23 protein-coding genes are annotated in these 20,726 nt (G+C 72.8%); 13 read left to right on the forward strand and 10 right to left on the reverse strand.

The features are described 5' to 3' along the window. Window positions 1-37: 37 nt before the first annotated feature. Window positions 38-247 (reverse strand): hypothetical protein, encoded by a 210-nt coding sequence (locus tag AB0J39_RS21715; protein ID WP_346225737.1) that lies wholly within the window; start codon window positions 245-247, stop codon window positions 38-40. 164 nt (window positions 248-411) lie between these two features. Between AB0J39_RS21715 and AB0J39_RS21720 the strand changes: the two genes are divergently transcribed. Both AB0J39_RS21720 and AB0J39_RS21725 read left to right on the forward strand, forming a co-directional pair. Next, complete coding sequence (locus tag AB0J39_RS21720; RefSeq protein WP_363467491.1) at window positions 412-1,476, forward strand: bifunctional adenosylcobinamide kinase/adenosylcobinamide-phosphate guanylyltransferase; 1,065 nt, start codon at window positions 412-414, stop codon at window positions 1,474-1,476. 18 nt (window positions 1,477-1,494) lie between these two features. After that, entirely contained in the window at window positions 1,495-2,472 is a 978-nt protein-coding gene (locus AB0J39_RS21725; protein WP_363467493.1) for an adenosylcobinamide-GDP ribazoletransferase, read from the forward strand. 28 nt (window positions 2,473-2,500) lie between these two features. Here the strand turns inward: AB0J39_RS21725 and AB0J39_RS21730 are convergent, their stop codons facing one another. From AB0J39_RS21730 to AB0J39_RS21740, 3 genes are read right to left on the reverse strand one after another with little or no spacing between them, the layout of a single operon-like run. Beyond that, window positions 2,501-3,481, reverse strand: coding sequence for a CPBP family intramembrane glutamic endopeptidase (locus AB0J39_RS21730; protein ID WP_363467568.1), 981 nt, complete (start codon window positions 3,479-3,481; stop codon window positions 2,501-2,503). Between the two features lie 8 nt (window positions 3,482-3,489). Further along, complete coding sequence (locus AB0J39_RS21735) at window positions 3,490-4,503, reverse strand: hypothetical protein (RefSeq protein WP_363467496.1); 1,014 nt, start codon at window positions 4,501-4,503, stop codon at window positions 3,490-3,492. Continuing rightward, the gene (locus tag AB0J39_RS21740) at window positions 4,500-4,943 is read right to left on the reverse strand and encodes a GntR family transcriptional regulator (protein ID WP_363467498.1); all 444 of its coding nucleotides are present in this window, start codon (window positions 4,941-4,943) and stop codon (window positions 4,500-4,502) included. Before AB0J39_RS21740 ends, AB0J39_RS21735 begins: the two co-directional genes overlap by 4 nt. 124 nt (window positions 4,944-5,067) lie before the next feature. On the opposite strand from AB0J39_RS21740, the gene AB0J39_RS21745 reads away from it, so the two are divergent. The 6 genes from AB0J39_RS21745 to lipB all read left to right on the forward strand — a co-directional run bounded on the left by AB0J39_RS21745 (window position 5,068) and on the right by lipB (window position 12,146). Next, on the forward strand, window positions 5,068-6,576 hold the full coding sequence (locus tag AB0J39_RS21745; RefSeq protein ID WP_363467501.1) for a leucyl aminopeptidase: 1,509 nt from the start codon (window positions 5,068-5,070) through the stop codon (window positions 6,574-6,576). 139 nt (window positions 6,577-6,715) lie between these two features. Beyond that, on the forward strand, window positions 6,716-8,095 hold the full coding sequence (gene lpdA, locus AB0J39_RS21750; RefSeq protein WP_363467504.1) for a dihydrolipoyl dehydrogenase: 1,380 nt from the start codon (window positions 6,716-6,718) through the stop codon (window positions 8,093-8,095). A 33-nt stretch (window positions 8,096-8,128) separates the two neighbouring features. Beyond that, entirely contained in the window at window positions 8,129-9,634 is a 1,506-nt protein-coding gene (sucB, locus tag AB0J39_RS21755; RefSeq protein WP_363467507.1) for a 2-oxoglutarate dehydrogenase, E2 component, dihydrolipoamide succinyltransferase, read from the forward strand. A 172-nt stretch (window positions 9,635-9,806) separates the two neighbouring features. Beyond that, the gene (locus tag AB0J39_RS21760) at window positions 9,807-10,697 is read left to right on the forward strand and encodes a TIGR01777 family oxidoreductase (protein WP_363467509.1); all 891 of its coding nucleotides are present in this window, start codon (window positions 9,807-9,809) and stop codon (window positions 10,695-10,697) included. Window positions 10,698-10,731: 34 nt separating this feature from the next. Next, window positions 10,732-11,472 (forward strand): peptidase E, encoded by a 741-nt coding sequence (locus AB0J39_RS21765; protein WP_363467512.1) that lies wholly within the window; start codon window positions 10,732-10,734, stop codon window positions 11,470-11,472. 5 nt (window positions 11,473-11,477) lie between these two features. Further along, entirely contained in the window at window positions 11,478-12,146 is a 669-nt protein-coding gene (lipB, locus tag AB0J39_RS21770) for a lipoyl(octanoyl) transferase LipB (RefSeq protein ID WP_363467570.1), read from the forward strand. Window positions 12,147-12,149: 3 nt separating this feature from the next. Here lipB and AB0J39_RS21775 read toward each other — a convergent pair whose 3' ends face one another. Beyond that, window positions 12,150-12,437, reverse strand: a complete 288-nt coding sequence (locus tag AB0J39_RS21775) for a DUF6204 family protein (RefSeq protein WP_363467515.1) — start codon at window positions 12,435-12,437, stop codon at window positions 12,150-12,152. Further along, complete coding sequence (locus AB0J39_RS21780; RefSeq protein ID WP_363467518.1) at window positions 12,434-13,087, reverse strand: helix-turn-helix domain-containing protein; 654 nt, start codon at window positions 13,085-13,087, stop codon at window positions 12,434-12,436. Before AB0J39_RS21780 ends, AB0J39_RS21775 begins: the two co-directional genes overlap by 4 nt. A gap of 20 nt (window positions 13,088-13,107) precedes the next feature. Here AB0J39_RS21780 and AB0J39_RS21785 point away from each other — a divergent pair, with 20 nt between their 5' ends. The 4 genes from AB0J39_RS21785 (at window position 13,108) to AB0J39_RS21800 (ending at window position 16,507) form a co-directional block, all read left to right on the forward strand. Beyond that, on the forward strand, window positions 13,108-13,926 hold the full coding sequence (locus AB0J39_RS21785; RefSeq protein WP_363467520.1) for a hypothetical protein: 819 nt from the start codon (window positions 13,108-13,110) through the stop codon (window positions 13,924-13,926). 135 nt (window positions 13,927-14,061) lie between these two features. Then, complete coding sequence (gene lipA, locus AB0J39_RS21790) at window positions 14,062-15,003, forward strand: lipoyl synthase (protein WP_363467523.1); 942 nt, start codon at window positions 14,062-14,064, stop codon at window positions 15,001-15,003. Between the two features lie 29 nt (window positions 15,004-15,032). After that, window positions 15,033-15,704, forward strand: coding sequence for a DUF4191 domain-containing protein (locus AB0J39_RS21795; RefSeq protein ID WP_363467525.1), 672 nt, complete (start codon window positions 15,033-15,035; stop codon window positions 15,702-15,704). Between the two features lie 5 nt (window positions 15,705-15,709). Then, window positions 15,710-16,507 carry a class I SAM-dependent methyltransferase gene (locus AB0J39_RS21800; protein ID WP_363467528.1) on the forward strand — a complete coding sequence of 266 codons (798 nt, stop codon included), beginning with the start codon at window positions 15,710-15,712 and terminating at the stop codon, window positions 16,505-16,507. A gap of 9 nt (window positions 16,508-16,516) precedes the next feature. Here AB0J39_RS21800 and AB0J39_RS21805 read toward each other — a convergent pair whose 3' ends face one another. The 4 genes from AB0J39_RS21805 to AB0J39_RS21820 all read right to left on the reverse strand — a co-directional run bounded on the left by AB0J39_RS21805 (window position 16,517) and on the right by AB0J39_RS21820 (window position 19,540). Beyond that, window positions 16,517-17,803, reverse strand: coding sequence for an ArsB/NhaD family transporter (locus AB0J39_RS21805; protein ID WP_363467530.1), 1,287 nt, complete (start codon window positions 17,801-17,803; stop codon window positions 16,517-16,519). 283 nt (window positions 17,804-18,086) lie between these two features. Continuing rightward, window positions 18,087-18,545, reverse strand: coding sequence for a CBS domain-containing protein (locus tag AB0J39_RS21810; RefSeq protein ID WP_363467532.1), 459 nt, complete (start codon window positions 18,543-18,545; stop codon window positions 18,087-18,089). A gap of 44 nt (window positions 18,546-18,589) precedes the next feature. After that, entirely contained in the window at window positions 18,590-18,865 is a 276-nt protein-coding gene (locus AB0J39_RS21815; RefSeq protein WP_363467534.1) for a hypothetical protein, read from the reverse strand. Between the two features lie 33 nt (window positions 18,866-18,898). Then, window positions 18,899-19,540 (reverse strand): SPFH domain-containing protein, encoded by a 642-nt coding sequence (locus AB0J39_RS21820; RefSeq protein WP_363467536.1) that lies wholly within the window; start codon window positions 19,538-19,540, stop codon window positions 18,899-18,901. Window positions 19,541-19,712: 172 nt separating this feature from the next. Here AB0J39_RS21820 and AB0J39_RS21825 point away from each other — a divergent pair, with 172 nt between their 5' ends. Next, complete coding sequence (locus AB0J39_RS21825; RefSeq protein WP_363467539.1) at window positions 19,713-20,726, forward strand: histidine kinase; 1,014 nt, start codon at window positions 19,713-19,715, stop codon at window positions 20,724-20,726.

The following is a 20,726-nucleotide window of genomic DNA, read 5'->3' on the forward strand; positions in this document are numbered from 1 at the left end:
GGGACCGCGCCCGTCGCGGTCCCGGCCCCCGCCCGGCTCACTCGGCGGCGCGCAGGGACATCCCCGAGTATTCGACCCGCTCGTCCTCCATGAGCGTGACCTGCTCGACACCGGCCTCGAGCAGCTCGCGCCAGCTCTCCCCCAGCCACGACTCCGCGTCGGACTGGCTGGAGAAGATCTCCCTCGGCAGCGGCCGGTCCGTGACCTCGCCGCCGTTCGCGTCCTCGTAACGCCACCGCCAAATCATCCGCACCCGCTCCTTCGACTCCTGGCCGTCCCCGCGCCGGGACCGGTACGGCACAAAGGCCGTGCAGCCGGACCCTATCCTCTCCTCCCCGGCCTCCACCTCCCCCTGGGGCCGCGGCTAGGGTCGGGGCCGCCCGATCACCCGAGACGCTGGAGAGGAGCGGCATGGAGGTCCGTCTGGAGGGAACCGGAGGCCCGGACGGCTGGCCCGCCCCCGGCTGTCCCTGCGCGTCCTGCGGCCGGCTCGCCCCCGGCCACCGCCTCCCCTTCTCCATCGTGGTCGACGGCCGCGTACGGCTCACGGACGCCCGCCTGCCCGGCGGCTACCGGATCCGCCACACCGCCGACGGCTGCGAGGTCACCGGCCCGGACGGCGGCCGCCTGCTCTGCTCCGTGGGACCGTCCGCCGGAGCGCGGGGCGAGGACGTGCCCTTCGACGTGGTGCTCATGGACCTGCCCGACCGGCCGGAGCGGCTGGGCGACCTGCGCCGGCGCGGACGGGTCACGCCCGCGACGCGGATCATCGCGGTGCGTCTCGACCACCGTGTCACGACCGAGGACGAACTGGCCCGCCGCCTCGGCTTCTGGGGCGCGACGGCCGTCCCCGACGGGACCGTCGTGGACACGGCCGGCACGGCGAGCGCGGAGGCTGCGCTCAGGGTACGGCCGGGTGGAGCGCTGCCACGCCGGACGCTGCTGCTGGGCGGGTCGCGGTCCGGCAAGTCCGAGGAGGCCGAGCTCCGCCTGGCCGCCGAACCCGACGTGACCTACGTCGCCACCGGGCCCTCCGGCGGCGACGACCCGGCCTGGCTGACCCGCGTACGGGCCCACCGGGAGCGGCGCCCGGCGCACTGGCGCACCGTGGAGACCACCGACCTCGTCGCCGTCCTGTCCGCCGGCTCGGGGACGTTCCTCGTCGACGGGATCGGCACCTGGCTGGCCGCCGTGTTCGACGAGTGCGCCGCCTGGCCGGACGGCACCCCCGCGGACGACCACCGCACGGCGCTCGACCGGGTGTCGCGGCGGTGCGACGCGCTGGTGGCCGCCTGGCGCGGCGCCCGCGCCCGCGTGGTGGCGGTGAGCGACGAGGTCGGCCTCGGGGTGATCCCGGCCACCCCCGCCGGACGTCTGTTCCGCGACGCGCTCGGCCGCCTCAACCAGGGCCTCGCCCGCGAGTCCGAGGACGTCGCCCTGGTGATCGCCGGACGGGTCGTTCCCCTGCCCTCGTGAGAACTACGCTTTCCCCTCGTGTCCGACGAACCTCGCACTAGCGGACTTGGCGCGGCCTGGCGGTTCGCGGTCGGGACGCTCACGATCCTCCCCGTACGGCCGGTGGACGCCGGCCGCGTCGTCGTGGGACGCGCCATGGCACTGGCGCCGTTCGTCGGCGTGGTCCTCGGCCTGGCCGGGGCCGTGGTGCTCGTCGTCACCGGTTCCTTGTCGGGCTCCCCGCTGCTCGGCGCCGTCCTCGCGGTGGGCGCGCTCGCGTGGCTGACGCGGGCCCTGCATCTCGACGGACTCGCGGACCTGGCCGACGGGCTCGGCAGCGGCAAACCGTCCGACGGAGCGCTGGAGGTGATGAAACGCTCCGACATCGGCCCCTTCGGGGTCGTCACCGCCGTCATCGCCCTGCTCGTCCAGGTGGCCGCGCTGTCAGGGGGCGACGCCGTCGCCTGGGTGGCGCTGGTGGCCGCGGCGGTGACCGGCAGGCTGGCCGTCACGTGGGCCTGCCGCGAGGGGGTACCCCCGGCCCGGCCCGCCGGCCTCGGCGCGCTCGTCGCCGGCACCGTACGGCGGGGCGCCGCGATGGGGGCCACCCTCGGGTCGGCCGTCGTCGTGGCGGTGCTCGCCCTGGTGGCGGTGATCGGCGCACCGGCCTTCTGTGTGCCGGCCGCCGACGGGACCCGGGTCGTCCTGGACCTCGGCGCGCTGTTCCCCGCCGGCTTCGAGCGCCGTTATGCCGACTATTCCGGCCTGAGCCCTTACGCCGGGTCGATCAGCGATACCGGTCCGCGGGCCACCGGACTGCTGTCCCATCTGACCGTCGACCCGTACCTGCTCGCGCCCGCCGGGCTGCTGCTGGCGATGGCCGCCGGGCTGGGGGCCGCCGCGCTGCTGCGCCGCCGGGCCGTACGGCGGCTGGGCGGCATCACGGGCGACGTGCTCGGCGCCCTCGTGGAGACGGCCACCACGGTGACGCTGCTGGCCGCCGTCCTGCTGCTGTGACAGCCGGGGACTCCCCGGGAGGCGCGCGTCAGCGCGGTACGGCGATGGGACGCAGCCGGTAGACGACGAGGACGACGAGCGCGAGCAGCACCCAGCCGACGATCCCGCTGATCCCGGCGAGCGCCGGGTTCGGCGGGGCGGCCGCGTCGCCGAGGAGCAGCGCCAGGCCGGTCGTGGCGTTCACCGAGGCGTGCGCGGCGACCGCGGGCCACACGCTGCGCGAGCGCAGCCGCACCCAGCCGAGCAGCGCCCCGAATATGACGCAGAAGCCGACGAACAGCACCGCCGCCCAGGCGCCGAGCGCCGGGTAGTTGTACCCCTTGAGCGTGAGCGGGGCGTGCCACAGACCCCAGATCACACCGGACAGCACCAGCGCGGGCCACACCCGGGCGGGCCGCCACTCCCCGGTGCCGGCTTCTGAAGTCCCGGGCTCCCCACTGCCGAACTCCCCCGTGGCCGGTGTGGGCGAGACCGCCGGGTCGCCGAGCAGGCGGGGCAGCAGCCAGCCCCGCCAGCCCCACTCCTCCCCGAGCGCGGGAATCGCGTTGAGGATCGGGGCGATCAGCACGGCCTGCGCGACCTGAACCGCGTACAGGACCCTCGGGTCCAGCGGCATCTGGTCGAGGACGGCGGCCACTTGCGCGCGGTAGAGGCTCAGCCCGGCGACGTCGAGGCGCACGACGCCCACGGCGGCGCTCACCAGCAGGGCGACGGCCACGAGAAGCGGCACGCCGATCAGGGCCGCCGCCAGGAGCGCGGCGGTCCTCCCCCGCCGCGGGCCGAACGTGAGCCCGGTCGCCCGCGCCCACTGCCGCGCCGTCGTACCGCGCCGCCGGGTGAGCCACACGGCCAGTACGCCGAGGGAGGGGGTGAACATGATCAGGATGCCGAGGATCTGGAAGGCGGCCCCGCCGAACGGAGCGGCCCCCAGCCAGACGGGCAGCGCGATCAGCCACGAGGCCGCGAACGCGACGAGGAGGAACAGCCGGACGTCGCCGTGACGCCGCATCACCGTCATCACCTTCCCGCGGCGGAGTGCCGACGCGCGACGAGGGCGTTGACGAGAGCGGCGCCCGTGGCGGCGTCGTCCACCGTGATCGCCAGTTCGCCGCCTGAGACGTATCGGACGACCAGGCACTCGCCACCGCGGATCATGATCGTGGCCCGTCCCGGGAGCCCTCGGAAGCCCCATCCGCCCACCTGGGCCGGGTACCGCTCCTCCACCCACGCCCGCTCCACGCGCTCGAGCCGCACCCTGCGCGAGGGCCACCGCAGCGGACCGACCGACACGGTCAGCGCCTCGGGGACGACCCGCACCGAGACCGACGACAGCACCGTGCCGATCACACCCACCAGAGCGAGCGGCACCACACCGCCCCAGCCGCCGGGGAACCGGCCGGTCACGGCCACGCCCGCGATGACCACCGCGGCGGCGAGGGAGACGAGCGCGAGCCCGGCCGCCCAGCGCGCGGTGGTGGTGGAGACCCACACCGGCCGCTTCCCGGGGTCGAGGTCGATCAGCGGTCCGGTCTCCGCAGACGCGGCGGGGACGTCCGGGCCCGGCCGCCCCGCGAGCCAGCCCAGCGCCCCGAGCGCGATCGGCGCGGCGAGGACCACCGCGACCTGCCAGCCCACGTCCTCCGCGCGGGTCCAGTGACCGCGGTCGAGGTTGGCGCCGATCGTGACGGCCTGCGTGGTCACCATGAACCCGCCCGCCCAGGCCAGCCCGGCGCAGAACCAGGCGCGCGTCACCCGGCGGGCCAGGTTACGGCGGCGCGCGGCGACCCCGAGGCCGATCACCGCGAGGACGGCCCACATCCCGATCAGGAGGATCATGAAGGCGGTGAACGGCATGGAGCCGTCGGGCCCATCGGAGGACCCCCAGTGGGTGGCCAGCGGGTCGGGGAGGCGGTCCGCGAACGCCAGTGGCACCGCCACCAGCACGGCGGCGACCAGCACGGCCCAGCCCGCGATGGCCACCATCAGCCGCGCGCGGACGTCGGTCGGTGAGCTGTCGTACGGATCGGTCATGCCGTCTCCTCGCTGGAGTCCTTGCCGGGGTCCTTGCCGGGGTCCTTGCCGGGGTCGTTGCCGGAGTCGTTGCCGAGGTCTTCGCCGATGTCCCTGACGAGGGCGACGACGTCGTCCGCGGTGAGGCCGTATCCGGCGGCCTCGTCGAGCAGGTCTCGCACCCGCGCCCTCAGCGCCTCACGGCCGTCCGGTCTGCGCAGCACCGACACGCCGCGCCCGCGGCGGAACTCCAGCAGGCCCTCGTCGCGCAGGTCGCGCAGCGAGCGCAGCACCGTGTTCGCGTTGACGCCCAGCGCGCGGGCCAGGTCGCGGGCCGGCGGCAACCGATCGCCCGGGGCGATGTCCCCGGCCCCGATCGCGCGCCTGACGGCGGCGGCCACCTGTTCGTGCAGGGGCCGCGGATCGTTGAGATCGAGCGTGAGCAACATAGTGCTATTCACATTAGCACCATCTACCCGAAGTGACGCGATGGTGCTACTTCCACTGGCACCATCCACCCTACTGATAGGTAGGATGAACCCTCGTTTATGCGTAGCCGAGTAAGCCCAGCTAGCATCGGCTCACGTGACCACAGTGCGCATAAACGCATCTGACGCGGTCTCCATCGAGACCGGAGCTCTCATAATCGGCGTCCACACGACCCCGGAAGGTCCACGCCCCGCCCCGGGCGGCGAAGGCCTCGACCAGGCCCTGGACGGACGACTGGCCGAGATCCTCACCACGATGGGGTTCACCGGCAAGGCCGAGGAAGTCGTCAAGATCCCGACCTTCGGGGCGCTGCCGGCGCCCGTCGCCGTCGCCGTGGGCCTCGGCGACGCGCCCGAGGACGGCTACGACCTGGAAACCCTGCGCCGCGCGGCCGGAGCGGCCGTCCGCTCCCTCGCCGGGACGGCGTCCGCGGCGCTCGCCCTGCCCGCCCGTACGGCTGAGGAGGCGGAGGCCGTCGCGCTGGGCGGTCTGCTCGGGGCCTACGACTTCACGCGGTACCGCACCGGAGGCGACCGCAAGGCTCCGGTCGGCGAGCTGGCCGTCCTGTCCGGCGCCGCCGGGGCCGAGGAGGCCGCCGCCCACGCGGCGACGCTCGCCGACTCCGTCGCCCTCGTCCGCGACCTGGTGAACACGCCTCCGTCCGACCTGTGGCCCGCGCGCTTCGCCGAGATCGCCCAGGAGACCGGCGGCAAGGCCGGCCTCTCGGTGGAGGTGCTCGACGAGGTCAGGCTCAAGGAGGACGGCTACGGCGGAATCGTCGGCGTCGGCCAGGGCTCGGTCAATCCGCCGCGCCTGGTCCGCGTCGCCTACAGCCACCCCGAGGCCACCCGGAAGGTCGCCTTCGTCGGCAAGGGCATCACGTTCGACTCCGGCGGCCTGTCGCTCAAGCCGTCCGCCTCCATGGACTGGATGAAGTCCGACATGGGCGGCGCGGGAGCCGTGTTCGGCGCGCTCGTCGCGATCGCCCGGCTGGGCCTGCGCGTCAACGCGGTCGGCTATCTCTGCCTGGCCGAGAACATGCCCTCGGGAAGCGCGCAGCGCCCCTCCGACGTCCTGCACACCTACAGCGGCAAGACGGTCGAGGTGCTCGACACCGACGCCGAGGGCCGTCTGGTGCTGATCGACGGCATCGCCCGCGCCGCCCAGGACGAACCCGACGTGATCATCGACGTCGCTACCCTGACCGGCGCCCAGATCGTCGCGCTCGGCTGGCGTACGGCCGGCGTGATGGCCAACGACGACGCCCTCCGCGAGGAGGTCGTCCGCATCGCCGGCGAGCAGGGCGAGGGCGCCTGGGGCATGCCGCTGCCCGCCGAGCTGCGCAGAGGGCTCGACTCCGCGGTCGCCGACATCGCCAACCTCCAGCCCGAGCGGTGGGGCAGCATGCTCGCCGCGGGCATCTTCCTGCGCGAGTTCGTGCCCGAGAGCGTCCAGTGGGCGCACATCGACATGGCCGGCCCGGCGTTCAACAAGGGCGAGCCGCACGGCTACACCCCCAAGGGCGGCACCGGCGCGATGACCCGCACGCTCGTCGCGGTCGCCGAGCGCTACGCGGGGAACGGCACGTCCGCGCAGGCTGTTTAAACAGGGAGACGGCCCTCGGAACGGCCCCGTCGCGGCTCGCCCGCGGCGGGCCCCGGGCCGGGGCCACGAACTTCCGGGACAAGTGAAAAGATGCTGCCGGGTCCTTCCGGCGGTGTGAATACGACCAAGGAGCATTCCAGTGGCTGATGGCAGCGGCCCCTACGACATCGTCGTCCTAGGTGGCGGTAGCGGTGGATACGCCTGTGCCCTGCGGGCGGCCGAGCTCGGCATGAACGTCGTCCTCATCGAGAAGGACAAGGTCGGGGGCACCTGCCTGCACCGCGGCTGCATCCCCACCAAGGCGCTGCTGCACGCGGCCGAGCTGGCGGACCAGGCCCGCGAGGGTGAGTCGTTCGGCGTCCGCACCCGCCTGGAGGGCATCGACGTCCCGGGCGTCCACGCGTACAAGGACAAGGTGATCGGCGGCCTCTACAAGGGCCTGGCCGGGCTCATCAAGAGCAAGAAGATCACCGTGGTCGAGGGCGAGGGCCGCCTGGCCGGCCCCAACCGCGTCGTGGTCGGCGACCAGGTGTACGAGGGCCGCAACGTCGTGCTGGCGACCGGCTCGGTGCCGAAGTCGCTGCCCGGCCTGGACATCGACGGCGAGAAGGTGATCAGCAGCGACCACGCGCTGGTCCTCGACCGGGTCCCGTCCTCGGTCGTCATCCTGGGCGGCGGCGTCATCGGCGTCGAGTTCGCGAGCGTGTGGCGCTCGTTCGGGGCCGAGGTCACGATCGTCGAGGCGCTGCCGCACCTGCTGCCGCTGGAGGACGAGTCCAGCTCCAAGCTGCTGGAGCGCGCGTTCCGCCGCCGCGGGATCAAGTACGAGCTGGGCGCCAGGTTCGAGAGCGTCAAGACCACCGACACCGGGGTCGTCGTCTCCCTGGAGAACGGCAAGACCCTCGACGCCGAGATCATGCTCGTCGCCGTCGGGCGCGGCCCGGTCTCGGCCGGCCTCGGCTACGAGGAGAACGGCGTCGCGATGGAGCGCGGCTACGTGCTCGTCAACGAGTTCTGCCAGACCAGCGTGCCGGGCGTCTACGCCGTGGGCGACCTCATCCCCACGCTGCAGCTCGCCCACGTCGGCTTCGCCGAGGGCATCCTGGTCGCCGAGCACATCGCCGGGCTCAACCCGGTGCCGATCGACTACGACGGCGTGCCGCGCATCACCTACTCCGAGCCCGAGGTCGCGTCGGTGGGCATCGCCACGTCGGTCGCCCGCGAGCGCGGTCACGACGTCGTCGAGCTGAACTACAACCTCGCGGGCAACGGCAGGAGCAAGATCCTGCAGACTCAGGGCGAGGTCAAGGTCATCGCCGAGCGCGACGGCCGGGTGCTCGGCGTCCACATGGTGGGCAGCCGGGTGGGCGAGCTGATCGCCGAGGCCCAGCTGATCTTCAACTGGGAGGCCACGGCCACCGACGTCGCCCAGCTGATCCACCCGCACCCGACCCAGTCCGAGGCCCTCGGCGAGGCGATGCTGGCCCTGGCCGGCAAGCCGCTGCACGTCCACAACTGAAGCCCTCCTAGCGAACGCGAGAGAAGACACACCATGCCGGTCTCCGTAACCATGCCCCAGCTCGGCGAGAGCGTTACCGAGGGCACCGTCACCCGCTGGCTGAAGAAGGAAGGCGACCGCGTCGAGGCCGACGAGCCGCTCCTCGAGGTGTCGACCGACAAGGTCGACACCGAGATCCCTTCGCCGTCCGCGGGCTACCTGACGAAGATCATCGTGGCCGAGGACGAGACGGTCGAGGTCGGCGCCGAGCTGGCCCTGATCGACTCCGAGGCGGGCGCCGCTCCGGCCGCCGCCGAGCCGGCGGCTCCGGCCCCCGCTCCGCAGCCCGAGCCCGAGCCCGAGCCGGCCCCGCAGCCGCAGGCGGCGGCGCCCGAGCCCGCTCCCGCACAGCCCGCGGCGGCGCCGATCTCGTCGATTCCGCAGCCCGCGCCCGCCGTGGTGACGCCGCAGCAGGCGCCCCCGGCGCCCGCCCCGGCTCCGCAGGCTCCGGCCCCGCAGCCGCAGGCGCCCGCCCAGGCCGCGCAGCCGAGCGAGCCGACCCCGCTGCCGTCGTCCGGTGAGAGCCCGTACGTCACGCCGCTGGTCCGCAAGCTCGCCGCCGAGCACGGCGTCGACCTCGACGCGCTGACCGGCACCGGCGTCGGCGGCCGGATCCGCAAGCAGGACGTGATCGAGGCCGCCCGCGTCCAGCGCGAGCAGGCCGCCGCCGCTGCCGCCGCTCCGGCGGCTCCGCAGGCGGCGCCCGCCCCGGCCCAGGCGCCCGCAGCCCCGGCCGCCGCCTCCGCCCCGGCGCCCGAGGTGAAGGCCGACACCACGCTGCGCGGCCGTACGGAGAAGATGTCGCGCCTGCGGCAGACCATCGCCAAGCGCATGGTGGAGTCGCTGCAGGTCTCGGCCCAGCTCACCACCGTGGTCGAGGTCGACGTCACCCGCATCGCGCAGCTCCGCAACCGGGCCAAGGACGAGTTCCTGCGGCGCGAGGGCGTGAAGCTGTCGTTCATGCCGTTCTTCGCCCAGGCGGCGATCGAGGCGCTCAAGCAGCACCCGAAGCTGAACGCCACGATCAACAGCGAGACCAACGAGGTCACCTACTTCGACGTCGAGCACCTGGGCTTCGCGACCGACACCGAGCGCGGCCTGCTCGTCCCGGTGATCAAGAACGCGGGCGACCTCAACATCGCCGGGCTCGCCCGTAAGATCGCCGACCTGGCCGAGCGCACCCGCACCAACAAGGTGAGCCCGGACGAGATCACCGGCGGCACGTTCACGCTGACCAACACCGGCAGCCGGGGCGCGCTGTTCGACACGCCGATCCTCAACCAGCCGCAGGTCGGCATGCTGGGCACCGGCGCGGTCGTCAAGCGCCCGGTCGTCGTGGACACCCCGGAGGGCGAGGTCATCGCGGTCCGCTCGATGGTGTACCTCGCGCTCAGCTACGACCACCGCCTGGTCGACGGCGCCGACGCGGCCCGCTTCCTCACGACGATCAAGAACCGTCTCGAGGAGGGCCGCTTCGAGGCCCAGCTCGGCCTGGCGTAGCCGTACCCCGGGCCGGCGCGAGCCGTACGCCCGGACGCTTTGGGGCCGTCCCGCGCTTCGCGGGGCGGCCCTCGCCGTCTCCGGCCCGGGTCGAGACCCGCTCGCGGCCTTCGAAGGACCTGCGCGCCGCGCAACCGCTCGTTCCAGGGGTAATGATCCATACGTGGAGACAATGACGACAGTGGTGACGGGCTCCTCGGGACTACTCGGAACGGCCCTGGTCGACGCGCTGCGCGCCGACGGGCACGAGGTGCGCCGCCTGGTGCGCCGCACTCCCGCGGGGCCCGGTGAGCGCTTCTGGGACCCGGCGAACGGCGTGCTCGACCCGGGGGCGCTGGAGGGCGCGGGCGCCGTCGTCCACCTGGCCGGCGCCGGGATCGGCGACCGCCGGTGGTCCGAGGCGTACAAGCGGGAGCTGGTGGACAGCCGGGTCAACGGCACGCGGACCCTCGCAGAGGCGCTGGCCCGCGCCGAGGGCGGACCGCGGGTGCTGCTGTCCTCCTCCGCGATCGGGTTCTACGGCGACACCGGCGACCGGGCGGTGGACGAGTCCGCACCGCCCGGCCGGGGCTTCCTCGTCGATCTGGTGCGCGGCTGGGAGGCGGCCACCGAGCCCGCCGCGGAGGCGGGCGCGCGGGTGACGCTGCTGCGCAGCGGCATGGTGCTCAGCGGCCGGGGCGGCGCGCTCGCCCGAATGCTGCCGATCTTCAAGATGGGCGCGGGCGCCGTGCTCGGCAGCGGCAGGCAGTACGTCTCGTGGATCTCGCTGCCCGACTGGGTGGACGCGGTCCGCTTCCTGCTGGCGCACGAACTGGCCGGGCCGGTGAACCTCACGGCTCCCGAGCCGGTGACCAACGCCGAGTACACGGCCGCTCTGGCGAAGGCGCTGCGGCGCCCGACGATGCCGGTCCCCGCCCCGCGGTTCGCGCTGCGCCTGGCGCTCGGGGAGTTCGCGGAGGAGGCGCTGCTCGCCGGGCAGCGGGTGCTCCCCCGGCGGCTGCTCGACGCGGGTCACCGGTTCGCCCATCCCACCGTCGGCGAGGCGCTGGCCGCCGTACTCTGAGAAGTCATTGGATCCGGGAACGGAAGTGGTGGGCATGAGCCGCATCGGGCAGTCGCACATCGTCGCCATCGGGGGTGGATCGTTCCGGCAGACCGAGCGGTACGGCTTCATCGAGCCGACCGCCCTGCTGCGCTACGTCCTCGACCTGACCGGGCAGGACCGCCCCAAGCTCGGCCTGCTCGCCACCGCCACCGGCGACGACGCCGACTGGCTGCTCAGGATGTACGGCGCGTTCGCCCGCTGGGACGTCGAGGTGAGCCATCTGACGGTCTTCCCGATGCCGAACGTCGAGGACCCCCGCGAGTGGATCCTGGAGCAGGACGCGATCTACGTGAGCGGCGGCAGCGTCGCCAACCTCGCCGCGCTGTGGCGGCTGCACGGCCTGGACGAGGCGTTCGCCGAGGCGTGGCGGGCGGGGATCGTGCTGTCCGGGCAGAGCGCCGGCGCGCTGTGCTGGCACGTCGGGGGCAACACCGACTCGTTCGGGCCGGCGCTGCGGCCCTGGGCCGATGGTCTCGGCCTGCTCCCCTACTCCTGCGGCGTCCACTACAACTCCGACCCCCAGCGGCGGACGCTGCTGCACGAGTCGGTCGCGTCGGGCGAGCTGCCCGAGGGGTACGCCGCCGACGAGGGCGTGGCGCTGCACTACGTGGGCACGGAGTTCATCCAGGCCGTGACCATCGACCCCGAGGGGTACGCCTACCGGATCGAGCGGGACGGGCCCGGTGTGAAGGAGCTGCGTATCGAGCCCCGGCTGCTCACCTCTACGCTGTGAACGTGATGGGCGATGGGAACCTGAAGGGCGTGGCCATCGTCCGCCTGGGCGTCGACGTACCGTACGAGCAGGCCTGGACCCTGCAGCGGCGGCTGCACGCCCGGCGGGCGGCCGACGAGATCTCCGACCTGTGCCTCATGCTGGAGCACGCCCCCGTCTACACCGCGGGCAAGCGGACGCTGGCGCACGAGCGGCCGGTGGACGGCACGCCGGTCATCGACGTGGACCGGGGCGGAAAGATCACCTGGCATGGCCCGGGTCAGCTCGTCTGCTACCCCATCATCCGCATCGGCGACGTGGTCTCCTACGTGCGGTCGCTGGAGGAGGTCCTGCTCCAGGTCTGCGCCGACTTCGGGCTGACGGCGCGCCGGGTGGAGGGCGCCGGCGGGGTGTGGGTGCCCGGCGACCCCGCGCACGGGCTGCCCGACCGTCGGCTCGGCACGATCGGCATCCGGGTCTCCGGCGGGGTCACCATGCACGGCTTCGCGCTCAACTGCGTCAACGACCTGAGCTGGTACACCCGCATCACGGGCGACGACGCCGGCGTCACGTCGCTGTCGGCCGAGACCGGCAGGCGGATCACGGTCGACGAGGTCATCCCGTTCGCCGGCAAGCGTCTCGCCGAGGCCCTCGGCCAGGAGCCGTACGACCTGTACGAGGAGGACATCGCCTGACGGCTACGCGCCGCGGCCCTTCCGGCGAATCTTGATCTGTCGCATGTCGGTCACCGCGACCCGCAGGATCTCGTACGGATGCCCGTGCGCGTCCAGCGCGGCCAGCGCTCCGAGCGCGGCCTCGTCCTCGCCGTCGTCCGGCCCCGCGGGCACCTGGCAGCGGAAGGTGAAGGCGGACACGCTCGCGTCGCAGGTGAACGCGCCGCCCTCGGTGTAGGCCGCGCCGCCGGCCGCCGTCACGGCGGCCCGGCCGGCGTCGTCGAGGCCCTTGAACTTTCCTCTGATCGTCACTCTGAACACGGTCGTCCCTCTCGTACGGCGTAGTCGCGGACCCGCTCGCCCAGGAGGCTCTCGGCGACGTCGAGCAGCTCCAGCACGGCGGCCGCGATGGCGTCCGGGCTCTCCCCCGCCGTCGTACGCCGCCCGATCTCGGCGTACACCAGCGAGTGGAGGCAGCCGATGTGCCAGGCGACCACGCGCGGCAGCGGATCGCCGGCGTCCGCGCCGGTCTCCTCGGCCAGCTCGGCCGCCAGCTCGTCGGTCATCCGGCGGCCGAGGTCCTCCAGCCGGGCGGTCAGCGTGGGGGCGGCCCGCATCATCTCCAGCACGCGCCCGAATCCCGCGCTCAGCCCGACCGCGCGTTCGCGCCCGTGTATCTCCCGGCGCAGGCGCTCCAGCACCGCGACGGCCGCCGACCGGCCCGGCGGCCGCTCCCGCACGATGTCGGCCAGCCTCCGGGGCGACGCCTCCTCGGGCGGGAGCACGAGGTCCTCCTTGGCCTGGAAGTAGTTGTAGACGGTGTTGACCGACACCTCGGCGGCCTGCGCGACCTCGGCCATCGTGACGTTGCCGAATCCGCGCTCCACGAACAGCCCGACCGCCACCTCGGCGATGCGCTGCCGCGTCCGCCGCTTCTTGCGCTCCCGCAGCCCCTCGGCCATTTCTGCACCCTACTGTAAAGTTGCAATGCATTGCACTTTCAGGGCTCGGTCCGGCCGCCCGGCTGCTCACCGACGCCGTGTCGGCCGTCGCCCACGCGGTGACGGCCGCCCTCCTGGCCGGCGCGGCCGGGGCGGCGCCACCCGCCGCGATCTACCTGCACGACCGCCTCTTCCAGTGCGCCTGCCTGCGGCCCGGGCTGCGACGGCGGCCCGTGTTGCTCGTCGGCCTCCCGCTGCTGCTCACCCTGACGCCGCGGGAGCGGGCCGGCATGCTCGGAGCGGAGCTCGCGCGCGACGTCAGCGGCGACCCCCTGCTCGATATGAGAAGCACCGTCCCGGGGGGCAGGATGGCGTCACAGGCGATCGGCAAGATCACCGGCTGGGTGCTGGCGTGGCCGCTGTTCCTCGCCGAGCTCGCGCTGCGCCGGCTCGTCTCCGCCCAGTCGCAGCACGCCGTCTACTACGCCGACCAGGTCGCGGCCCGCGCCGTCTCGTCGCGTGCCCTCGCCGAGTACGCCGACGCCCTCACCACGGCGGAAAGCCGCCTCACCCCCGTCATGGCGGCGGCCAGGCGCGGGGAGACGGCCGAGGAGATCCGCCGTGCCGTGCTCTCCAGGGACGCCTCCCCCGGCCTCGTGGCCGCGCGCAGGCAGGACTCCCTCGCCGAGCAGACGAGCCGGCAGGCGGAGCCGCCGGCGGCGCTGCGGGCCGTCCTGCTCGAATCGGCCGGCGTCGAGGACGGCACGGTGGGCCTCGGCCCGGGCGAGTCGGACCGGATCGACGCCGAGCTGTCCCGTCACCTCGCCCGCGCCGTCCGGGAGCTGTCCCGGATCACCTGAAGGCAGGTAATAAGCTGGGTTCGTGAACGAGCGTTCCGACAGGCACGCAGGCCCGCGTACGGCGCCGGGCCCCGTGCCCCCGCTCGGACCCCGGGCCCGCGGACCGCTGCCGCGGAGTGCTGCGAAGGATGTCGCATGACCGTCGCTCCTGAAGGCCGAAAGCTCCTCCGCCTGGAGGTGCGCAACAGCCAGACCCCCATCGAGAAGAAGCCGCCGTGGATCAAGACGCGGCTGCGCAACGGCCCCAACTTCAACGAGATCAAGTCGTTGGTGAAGGGCGCCGGGCTGCACACGGTGTGCCAGGAGGCGGGCTGTCCCAACATCTCCGAGTGCTGGGAGGACCGCGAGGCGACCTTCCTCATCGGCGGCGACCAGTGCACGCGGCGCTGCGACTTCTGCCAGATCGACACGGGCAAGCCCGCCGAGTACGACAGGGACGAGCCGCGCCGCGTCGCCGAGTCGGTGCGCCAGATGGGCCTGCGCTACGCCACGGTGACCGGCGTCGCCCGTGACGACCTCCCCGACGGCGGCTCCTGGCTCTACGCGGAGACCGCCCGGCAGATCCACGAGGCGGTCCCCGGGTGCGGCGTCGAGCTGCTGGTGCCGGACTTCAACGGCGACCGCGGCCAGCTCGAGGAGGTCTTCTCCAGCAGGCCCGAGGTCTTCGCGCACAACATCGAGACCGTGCCCCGGATCTTCAAGCGGATCCGGCCGGCGTTCCGCTACGAGCGCTCGCTGGCGGTCATCGGCATGGCCCGTGAGGCGGGGCTCGTCACCAAGTCGAACCTCATCCTCGGCATGGGCGAGGAGCGCGAGGAGATCACCCAGGCGCTGCGCGACCTCCACGAGGCCGGCTGCGACCTGGTGACGATCACGCAGTACCTGCGTCCGACCCCGCGTCACCACCCCGTGGACCGCTGGGTCAAGCCTGAGGAGTTCGTGGAGCTCCAGCAGGAGGCCGAGGAGATCGGCTTCGCCGGCGTCATGTCCGGCCCGCTCGTGCGCTCGTCCTACCGGGCCGGCCGCCTCTACCAGCAGGCCGTCGCCGCCCGCGTTGGCGAGTCTCGTTTTCATTAAGTCAGCTCGACGTTTGTATCCTTCACACCATGGCGAAAGACGCAGCGTCTCCGGGGCGCCTCAAGCAGCTCCGGATGGTCGCACAGATCATTCAGCAGGCGAACCCCAAGGGTATGCCGATCGTCTACGCGTCGGCTCTGGGCACGCTCGTCCTGTTCATCGTCCTTGGCGTGATCTTCGGCTGGACGTGGATCGTGTTCGGCGTCTTCGCCGCCGTACTGGTCGGGATGATCGTCTTCAGCCGCTTCGCGCAGCGGTCGCAGTACTCGTTGCTCCACGGCCAGCCGGGGGCGACGTACGCGATCCTGCAGAGCCTGCGCGGCACCTGGTACGTCGAGGAGAAGCCGGTCGCGGTCAACCGCGACCAGGACCTCGTCTTCCGGGTCGTCGGATATCCGGGGGTCATCCTCGTCTCCGAGGGCCCGCCCAACCGGGTGCAGCGCATGCTCGTCGCGGAGAAGAAGCGCGTGCAGCGGGTCGCGGTCGACGTGCCCGTGTACGACATCCAGTGCGGTGACGCGGAGGGCCAGGTCCCCCTGGCCAAGCTGCAGCGGCACGTGATGAAGCTGCCCCGCAACCTGAAGAAGGGCGCGGTGTCCGAGGTCAACAACCGGATGCGCGCGCTCACCCCGGCCATGCCGATGCCGAAGGGCCCCATCCCGAAGGGCGCCCGGATGCCGCGCGGCCCGAAGATGCGCTGACGCCGTTGGACCTCGTGGGCAGGCGGCCGGTCTCCCGATCGCAGACCTCCCGGGCCAACCGGGGCTGGTGGGACGGCGCGGCCGACGAGTACCAGGCCGAGCACGGCGGTTTCCTGCGCGACGACGGCTTCGTGTGGTGCCCCGAGGGGCTGGACGAGGCCGACGCCCGGCTGCTGGGCGACGTGACGGGGCGCCGGGTCCTGGAGATCGGCTGCGGCGCCGGGCAGTGCGGCCGGTGGCTGCTCGGGCGCGGCGCTTCGGTCGCCGCCGTCGACCTGTCCTACCGGCAGTTGCAGCACTCCCGGCGGATCGACATGTCCGCCGGGGTGACCCTGCCCGTCGTCCAGGCCGACGCCGAGACGCTGCCGTTCGCGGACCGGTCGTTCGACCTCGCGTGCTCGGCCTACGGCGCGCTGCCGTTCGTGGCCGACGCCGGGGCGGTGCTGGCCGAGGTGCGGCGCGTGCTGCGGCCGGGCGGCCGGTTCGTGTTCTCCGTCAGCCACCCCGTCCGGTGGGCCTTCCCCGACGATCCGGGGCCGCGCGGCCTGACCGCCGACCGCTCCTACTTCGACCGGTCGCCGTACGTGGAGTTCGGCGAGGACGGCGAGCCGTCGTACGTGGAGCACCACCGGACGATGGGCGACTGGGTGGGCCTGATCGCCGCCTCCGGCCTCGTGCTGACCGGGCTGACCGAGCCGGAGTGGCCACCGGGCCACGACCGCACGTGGGGCGGCTGGAGTCCGCTGCGCGGGCGCCTGCTGCCCGGCACAGCGATCTTCCAGTGCGTGCGGGCCGCTTCGTAGGACCCGGCGTCAGGCGAAGTAGCGCAGCCAGACGTACACCCAGGCCATCGTGATGCTCAGCGCGGTGACGAGGACGCCGTACCTGGTGAACTGCCAGAAGCCGATGCGGTGACCGGTGCGGGCGGCGATGCCGATGGCGACGACGTTGGCGCTGGCCGCCACCGCGGTGCCGTTGCCGCTGAAGTCGGCCCCCAGGGCGAAGGACCACCACAGCGCCTGCCCGGTCTGCGCGTCCGGGGCCTGGGCGACCATCTCCTCGACGACGGGCACCATCGTGGCGACGTAGGGGATGTTGTCGAAGAACGCGCCGAGCACGCCGGAGCCGAACAGCAGCGCCGTGGCCGCGAGGAAGTAGTCGTCACCGAGCGCGCCGACGGCCCAGCCGCCGATCGTCGCGATGACCCCGGTGTTCACCAGTCCGGCGACCATCACGAACAGGCCCATGAAGAAGACCAGGGTGCTCCACTCGACCTCGCGCAGGACGTCGGACACGTCGGTGCGGGACACCAGCAGCATCACCCCGGCGCCCACCAGGGCGACGATCGACGGCTCCACGTGCACCACGGCGTGCAGGCAGAACCCGGCGACCACCCCGCCGAGCACGATCAGGCACCGCACGAGCAGGCGGGGGTCGGTGATCGCCCGCCGTTCCTGCAGCGCCATCACCGCCGCGACCCGCTCGGGGTCGTAGTGGAACGACTTGCGGAAGAGCACCCGGGTGAGCAGCACGAACACCGCGAAGATGACGACCACGATCGGCGCCATGTGGATCAGGAAGTCGTTGAACGTCAGCCCGGCGCGGCTGCCGATGATGATGTTGGGCGGGTCGCCGATGAGTGTCGCCGCCCCGCCGATGTTGGACGCGAGGACCTCGGCGATGAGGTACGGCTGGGCCGGCACGCGGAGCCGGTCGCAGACCACCACGGTGACCGGCGCGACGAGCATGATCGTCGTGACGTTGTCCAGGAACGGCGAGGCGACCGCGGTGATCACCATGAGCATGACCATCAGCCGGTACGGCCGGCCCTTGGATTTCTTCGCCGCCCAGATGGCGAGGTAGTCGAAGACCCCCGTCTGTTTGACGATCCCCACGATGATCATCATGCCGAGCAGCAGGAAGACGACGTTCCAGTCGATGCCCGCGGTCTCGGAGAAGAACACCTCGTCGCCGGGGATCAGCCCCAGGACGGCCATCGCGCCGGCGGCGATGAGGACCACCTTGACCTTGTGCACCTTCTCCGACGCGATGAAGACGAAGGCCACCAGGAAGATCGCGAAGGAGACGACCGCGCTCACGTGCGGCGCCCCGGGGGTCCGGCGACGAGCGTACGGCGGGCGGGATCGTGGCACGGCGTCCGGATGGGACGGCGCCGTGACGACGGCATGGTGAAGCGGTGAATGATCGAACCTCCGGATCATGGAAGTGCCGCATGACGCGACGCGGCGCGAACGGACGCGACGGGGTCTGCGGCCGAAGAGAAAATGCGGGGCGGCCCGCGACTCGCCTGCGGCGGTCACTCACCCGGCGGGACGAGCGCCGGGCTGAGGGTGCGGGCGGCCCGCGACCTGTCTGGGGCGGTCACTCACCCGGTGGGACGAGCGCCAGGCTGGTGAGCAGCCGCTCCAATGTGATCGCCCCGGCCAGGGTGCCGTCGCGCTCGACGACCGCCGCGATGGGGCTGCGAAGCCGGGTCATGAGGGCGGCCACTTCGAGCAGGGTCGCGTCGAGGGACACCGTCACCGGCCTGGGCGGCTGGGACGGCAGGCAGTCTCCCACCGTTATGCCGGCCAGTTCCTGCCAGAAGCGGTCGGCGTGGGCCTCGTCGATCGCCCGGGCGAGCGCCGGATCCTCCTGGTAGGCACCGGGAACCGCGAGACGCAGGACCTGCGTGCCGGGAAGCACCCATCCCGGCCGTCCCCTGTCGTCCACCACGATCAATCCGGGCATCCGGTTCAGCACCATGATCCGTACGGCCCGGGCGACGGAGTCGTGGACGGTCACCGTCGGCAGGTTCACAACGACATCGCGCGCTTGCATCAGGTCATCACATCGATCGGGAAGGCGGACGGTTTCGGTCGTGGTCATCGGGCCGCCTCCACGAACTCGGCGAAGCGGCGTTCCAGATGGGCGAGCCGATCGAGTACGGGCCTGCTGTGCAGGATGTCGGCGAGCTGATCGGCCTCGCGCTGGTCCAGGTTGATCGCCTGCAGCGGCGTGTCGGGCTCCGCGGAGTCGTAGACGAGAAGCCGGCGACGACCGGACTTCTCCACGAGCACGCCGAAGCGCTGTCCGTCGCGGGTGACGCACTGGTGCACCACGGCCGCGACGCCGGGCAGGGTGGCGCGGGTCACGTCCATCTGAGCTACCTCCGATCGGTGACAGGGCCGGGATCAGGACCCGCTCCGCGCCTCTTCCGCACGGACCTCTCCCATACGGGCCTCTTCCGCACGGGCCCGTTCCGCCCGGGCCGCGTAGCCCTCGGCCCAGCGGACGAGATCGGCCTTGAGCCGCACCTCGACGCGGTGCAGGTCGACGACGGTCACCTCGACGCCCCACTCGCGGGTGCGGCGGCTGATCCTCGCCGACAGGTCGCGCAGGCTCTCGCCGGTCGGCTGAGCCAGCTCCACCAGGTCGCGTTCCGCGACGTGGGCGCGGATCTCCGCCTCCGTGGTCGCGAGGGTGGCCGACTCCGACAGGCCGGGGTCCAATGCGTACGCGGCCGGATCCCGCACGGACGCCAGCCCGGTGCCGTTCACGGTCACCGCGACGCCGTCCGCGGTCACGGCGTCGAGCCACAGCAGGTCGAGAAAGGCCGGGCCCAGCGGGACGCGTACGGCGCGGTCGGCTCCCGGCAGCACGGCGGCGAGGCCGGGCTCCTTGACCGCGGCGAGGCGGCCGAATCGGAACACCACCAGTCGTTCTCCCTCCTTGACGACGCGGAGCGCGGCGACGGCCGACACGACCAGCAGCACTCCGGCCGCGACCGCCCACGCGGCGAGCGGCGCCTGGGAACCGAGGCCTGCCGGCGTCATCGCGTCCCCCTTTCCGTCCGTCGTCTCCTGTGTTCCAGTCTTCGAGACGGCGCGGCTCACCACCATCGGGTGCGGCACCCATATCGGGAGAGGTATGACATGTAGGGAGGCCCGCGCGATGGGGGGCAGCCCGCATGGACACCGGCGTACGAGAACGAGCAGGCTGTGAGCCGTGAACGAGCGCACCGACCCGCAGAGCGGCCGAGCGGCGGCGCGGGCACGGCACCCGGCCCGCGCCCTGTTCTGGCGGCTGTTCGCGATCAACGGGCTGGTCTTCACCGTCGGGACGTTCGTGCTCGCGCTCTCCCCCGCCACGGTGTCGTCACCGGTCCTGCTCGCCGAGATCCCGGTCCTGACCGTGGGGCTGGCCCTGATCATCACGGCCAACGCGCTGCTGATCCGCAAGAGCCTGGCCCCGCTGGGCGCACTCACCACTCTCATGCGGCGGGTCGACCTGCTGAGGGCGGGCGACCGGCTCACCGACAGCGGCAACGGCGATCTCGCCCAGCTGATCGGCACGTTCAACGAGATGCTCGAACGTCTCGAAGCCGAGCGCAGCGCCAGCAGCGCGTACGCGCTGGCCGCGCAGGAGGGGGAACGGCAGAGGATCGCGCGCGAGCTGCACGACGAGATCGGCCAGAGCCTCACGGTGGCGCTGCTGTCGCTCAAGCGCGTCGTCGACCGGGCGCCCGAGGAGCTCCGGGAGGAGCTGTGCTCCGCCCAGGAGACGGTCCGCGCCAGCCTGGACGAGGTGCGGCAGGTCGCCAGACGGTTGCGGCCCGGAGTCCTGGAAGATCTCGGCCTGCACAGTGCGCTGAGCGCGCTGAGCAGCGATTTCTCGCAGGCGAGCGGGATCGCGATCACCCGTGAGGTCGACCCCGCCCTGCCCGCCCTCAGCGGCGAGGTCGAACTCGTCCTCTACCGGATCGCGCAGGAGGGGTTGACGAACGTGGCCAGGCACTCGCAGGCCCGTCGCGCGGAGCTGTCGCTCACGCAGGAGAACGGACAGCTCACGCTCCGCATCGCCGACGACGGGCGCGGAGGTGTCCGCAAGGAGGGCGCCGGGATCCGCGGCATGCGCGAGCGCGCCCTTCTCATCGGCGCCCGGCTGACCGTCGACTCCCCGCCCGGCGGCGGCACGGACGTGCGACTGGTCGTACCCCCACACGCGGTGAAGGAGAGCTGA

The organism is Microbispora sp. NPDC049633 (genome assembly GCF_040675265.1).
Taxonomy (GTDB): domain Bacteria; phylum Actinomycetota; class Actinomycetes; order Streptosporangiales; family Streptosporangiaceae; genus Microbispora; species Microbispora maris.

What these genes read in the sequence shown, in the direction of transcription:
- AB0J39_RS21715 (WP_346225737.1), bottom strand. Translation starts at nt 247, where the DNA reads ATGATTTGGCGGTGGCGTTACGAGGACGCGAACGGCGGCGAGGTCACG.
- AB0J39_RS21720 (WP_363467491.1), top strand. Translation starts at nt 412, where the DNA reads ATGGAGGTCCGTCTGGAGGGAACCGGAGGCCCGGACGGCTGGCCCGCC.
- AB0J39_RS21730 (WP_363467568.1), bottom strand. Translation starts at nt 3,481, where the DNA reads ATGCGGCGTCACGGCGACGTCCGGCTGTTCCTCCTCGTCGCGTTCGCG.
- AB0J39_RS21735 (WP_363467496.1), bottom strand. Translation starts at nt 4,503, where the DNA reads ATGACCGATCCGTACGACAGCTCACCGACCGACGTCCGCGCGCGGCTG.
- sucB (WP_363467507.1), top strand. Translation starts at nt 8,129, where the DNA reads ATGCCGGTCTCCGTAACCATGCCCCAGCTCGGCGAGAGCGTTACCGAG.
- AB0J39_RS21760 (WP_363467509.1), top strand. Translation starts at nt 9,807, where the DNA reads ATGACGACAGTGGTGACGGGCTCCTCGGGACTACTCGGAACGGCCCTG.
- AB0J39_RS21765 (WP_363467512.1), top strand. Translation starts at nt 10,732, where the DNA reads ATGAGCCGCATCGGGCAGTCGCACATCGTCGCCATCGGGGGTGGATCG.
- lipB (WP_363467570.1), top strand. Translation starts at nt 11,478, where the DNA reads ATGGGCGATGGGAACCTGAAGGGCGTGGCCATCGTCCGCCTGGGCGTC.
- AB0J39_RS21780 (WP_363467518.1), bottom strand. Translation starts at nt 13,087, where the DNA reads ATGGCCGAGGGGCTGCGGGAGCGCAAGAAGCGGCGGACGCGGCAGCGC.
- lipA (WP_363467523.1), top strand. Translation starts at nt 14,062, where the DNA reads ATGACCGTCGCTCCTGAAGGCCGAAAGCTCCTCCGCCTGGAGGTGCGC.
- AB0J39_RS21795 (WP_363467525.1), top strand. Translation starts at nt 15,033, where the DNA reads ATGGCGAAAGACGCAGCGTCTCCGGGGCGCCTCAAGCAGCTCCGGATG.
- AB0J39_RS21810 (WP_363467532.1), bottom strand. Translation starts at nt 18,545, where the DNA reads ATGCAAGCGCGCGATGTCGTTGTGAACCTGCCGACGGTGACCGTCCAC.
- AB0J39_RS21815 (WP_363467534.1), bottom strand. Translation starts at nt 18,865, where the DNA reads ATGGACGTGACCCGCGCCACCCTGCCCGGCGTCGCGGCCGTGGTGCAC.
- AB0J39_RS21820 (WP_363467536.1), bottom strand. Translation starts at nt 19,540, where the DNA reads ATGACGCCGGCAGGCCTCGGTTCCCAGGCGCCGCTCGCCGCGTGGGCG.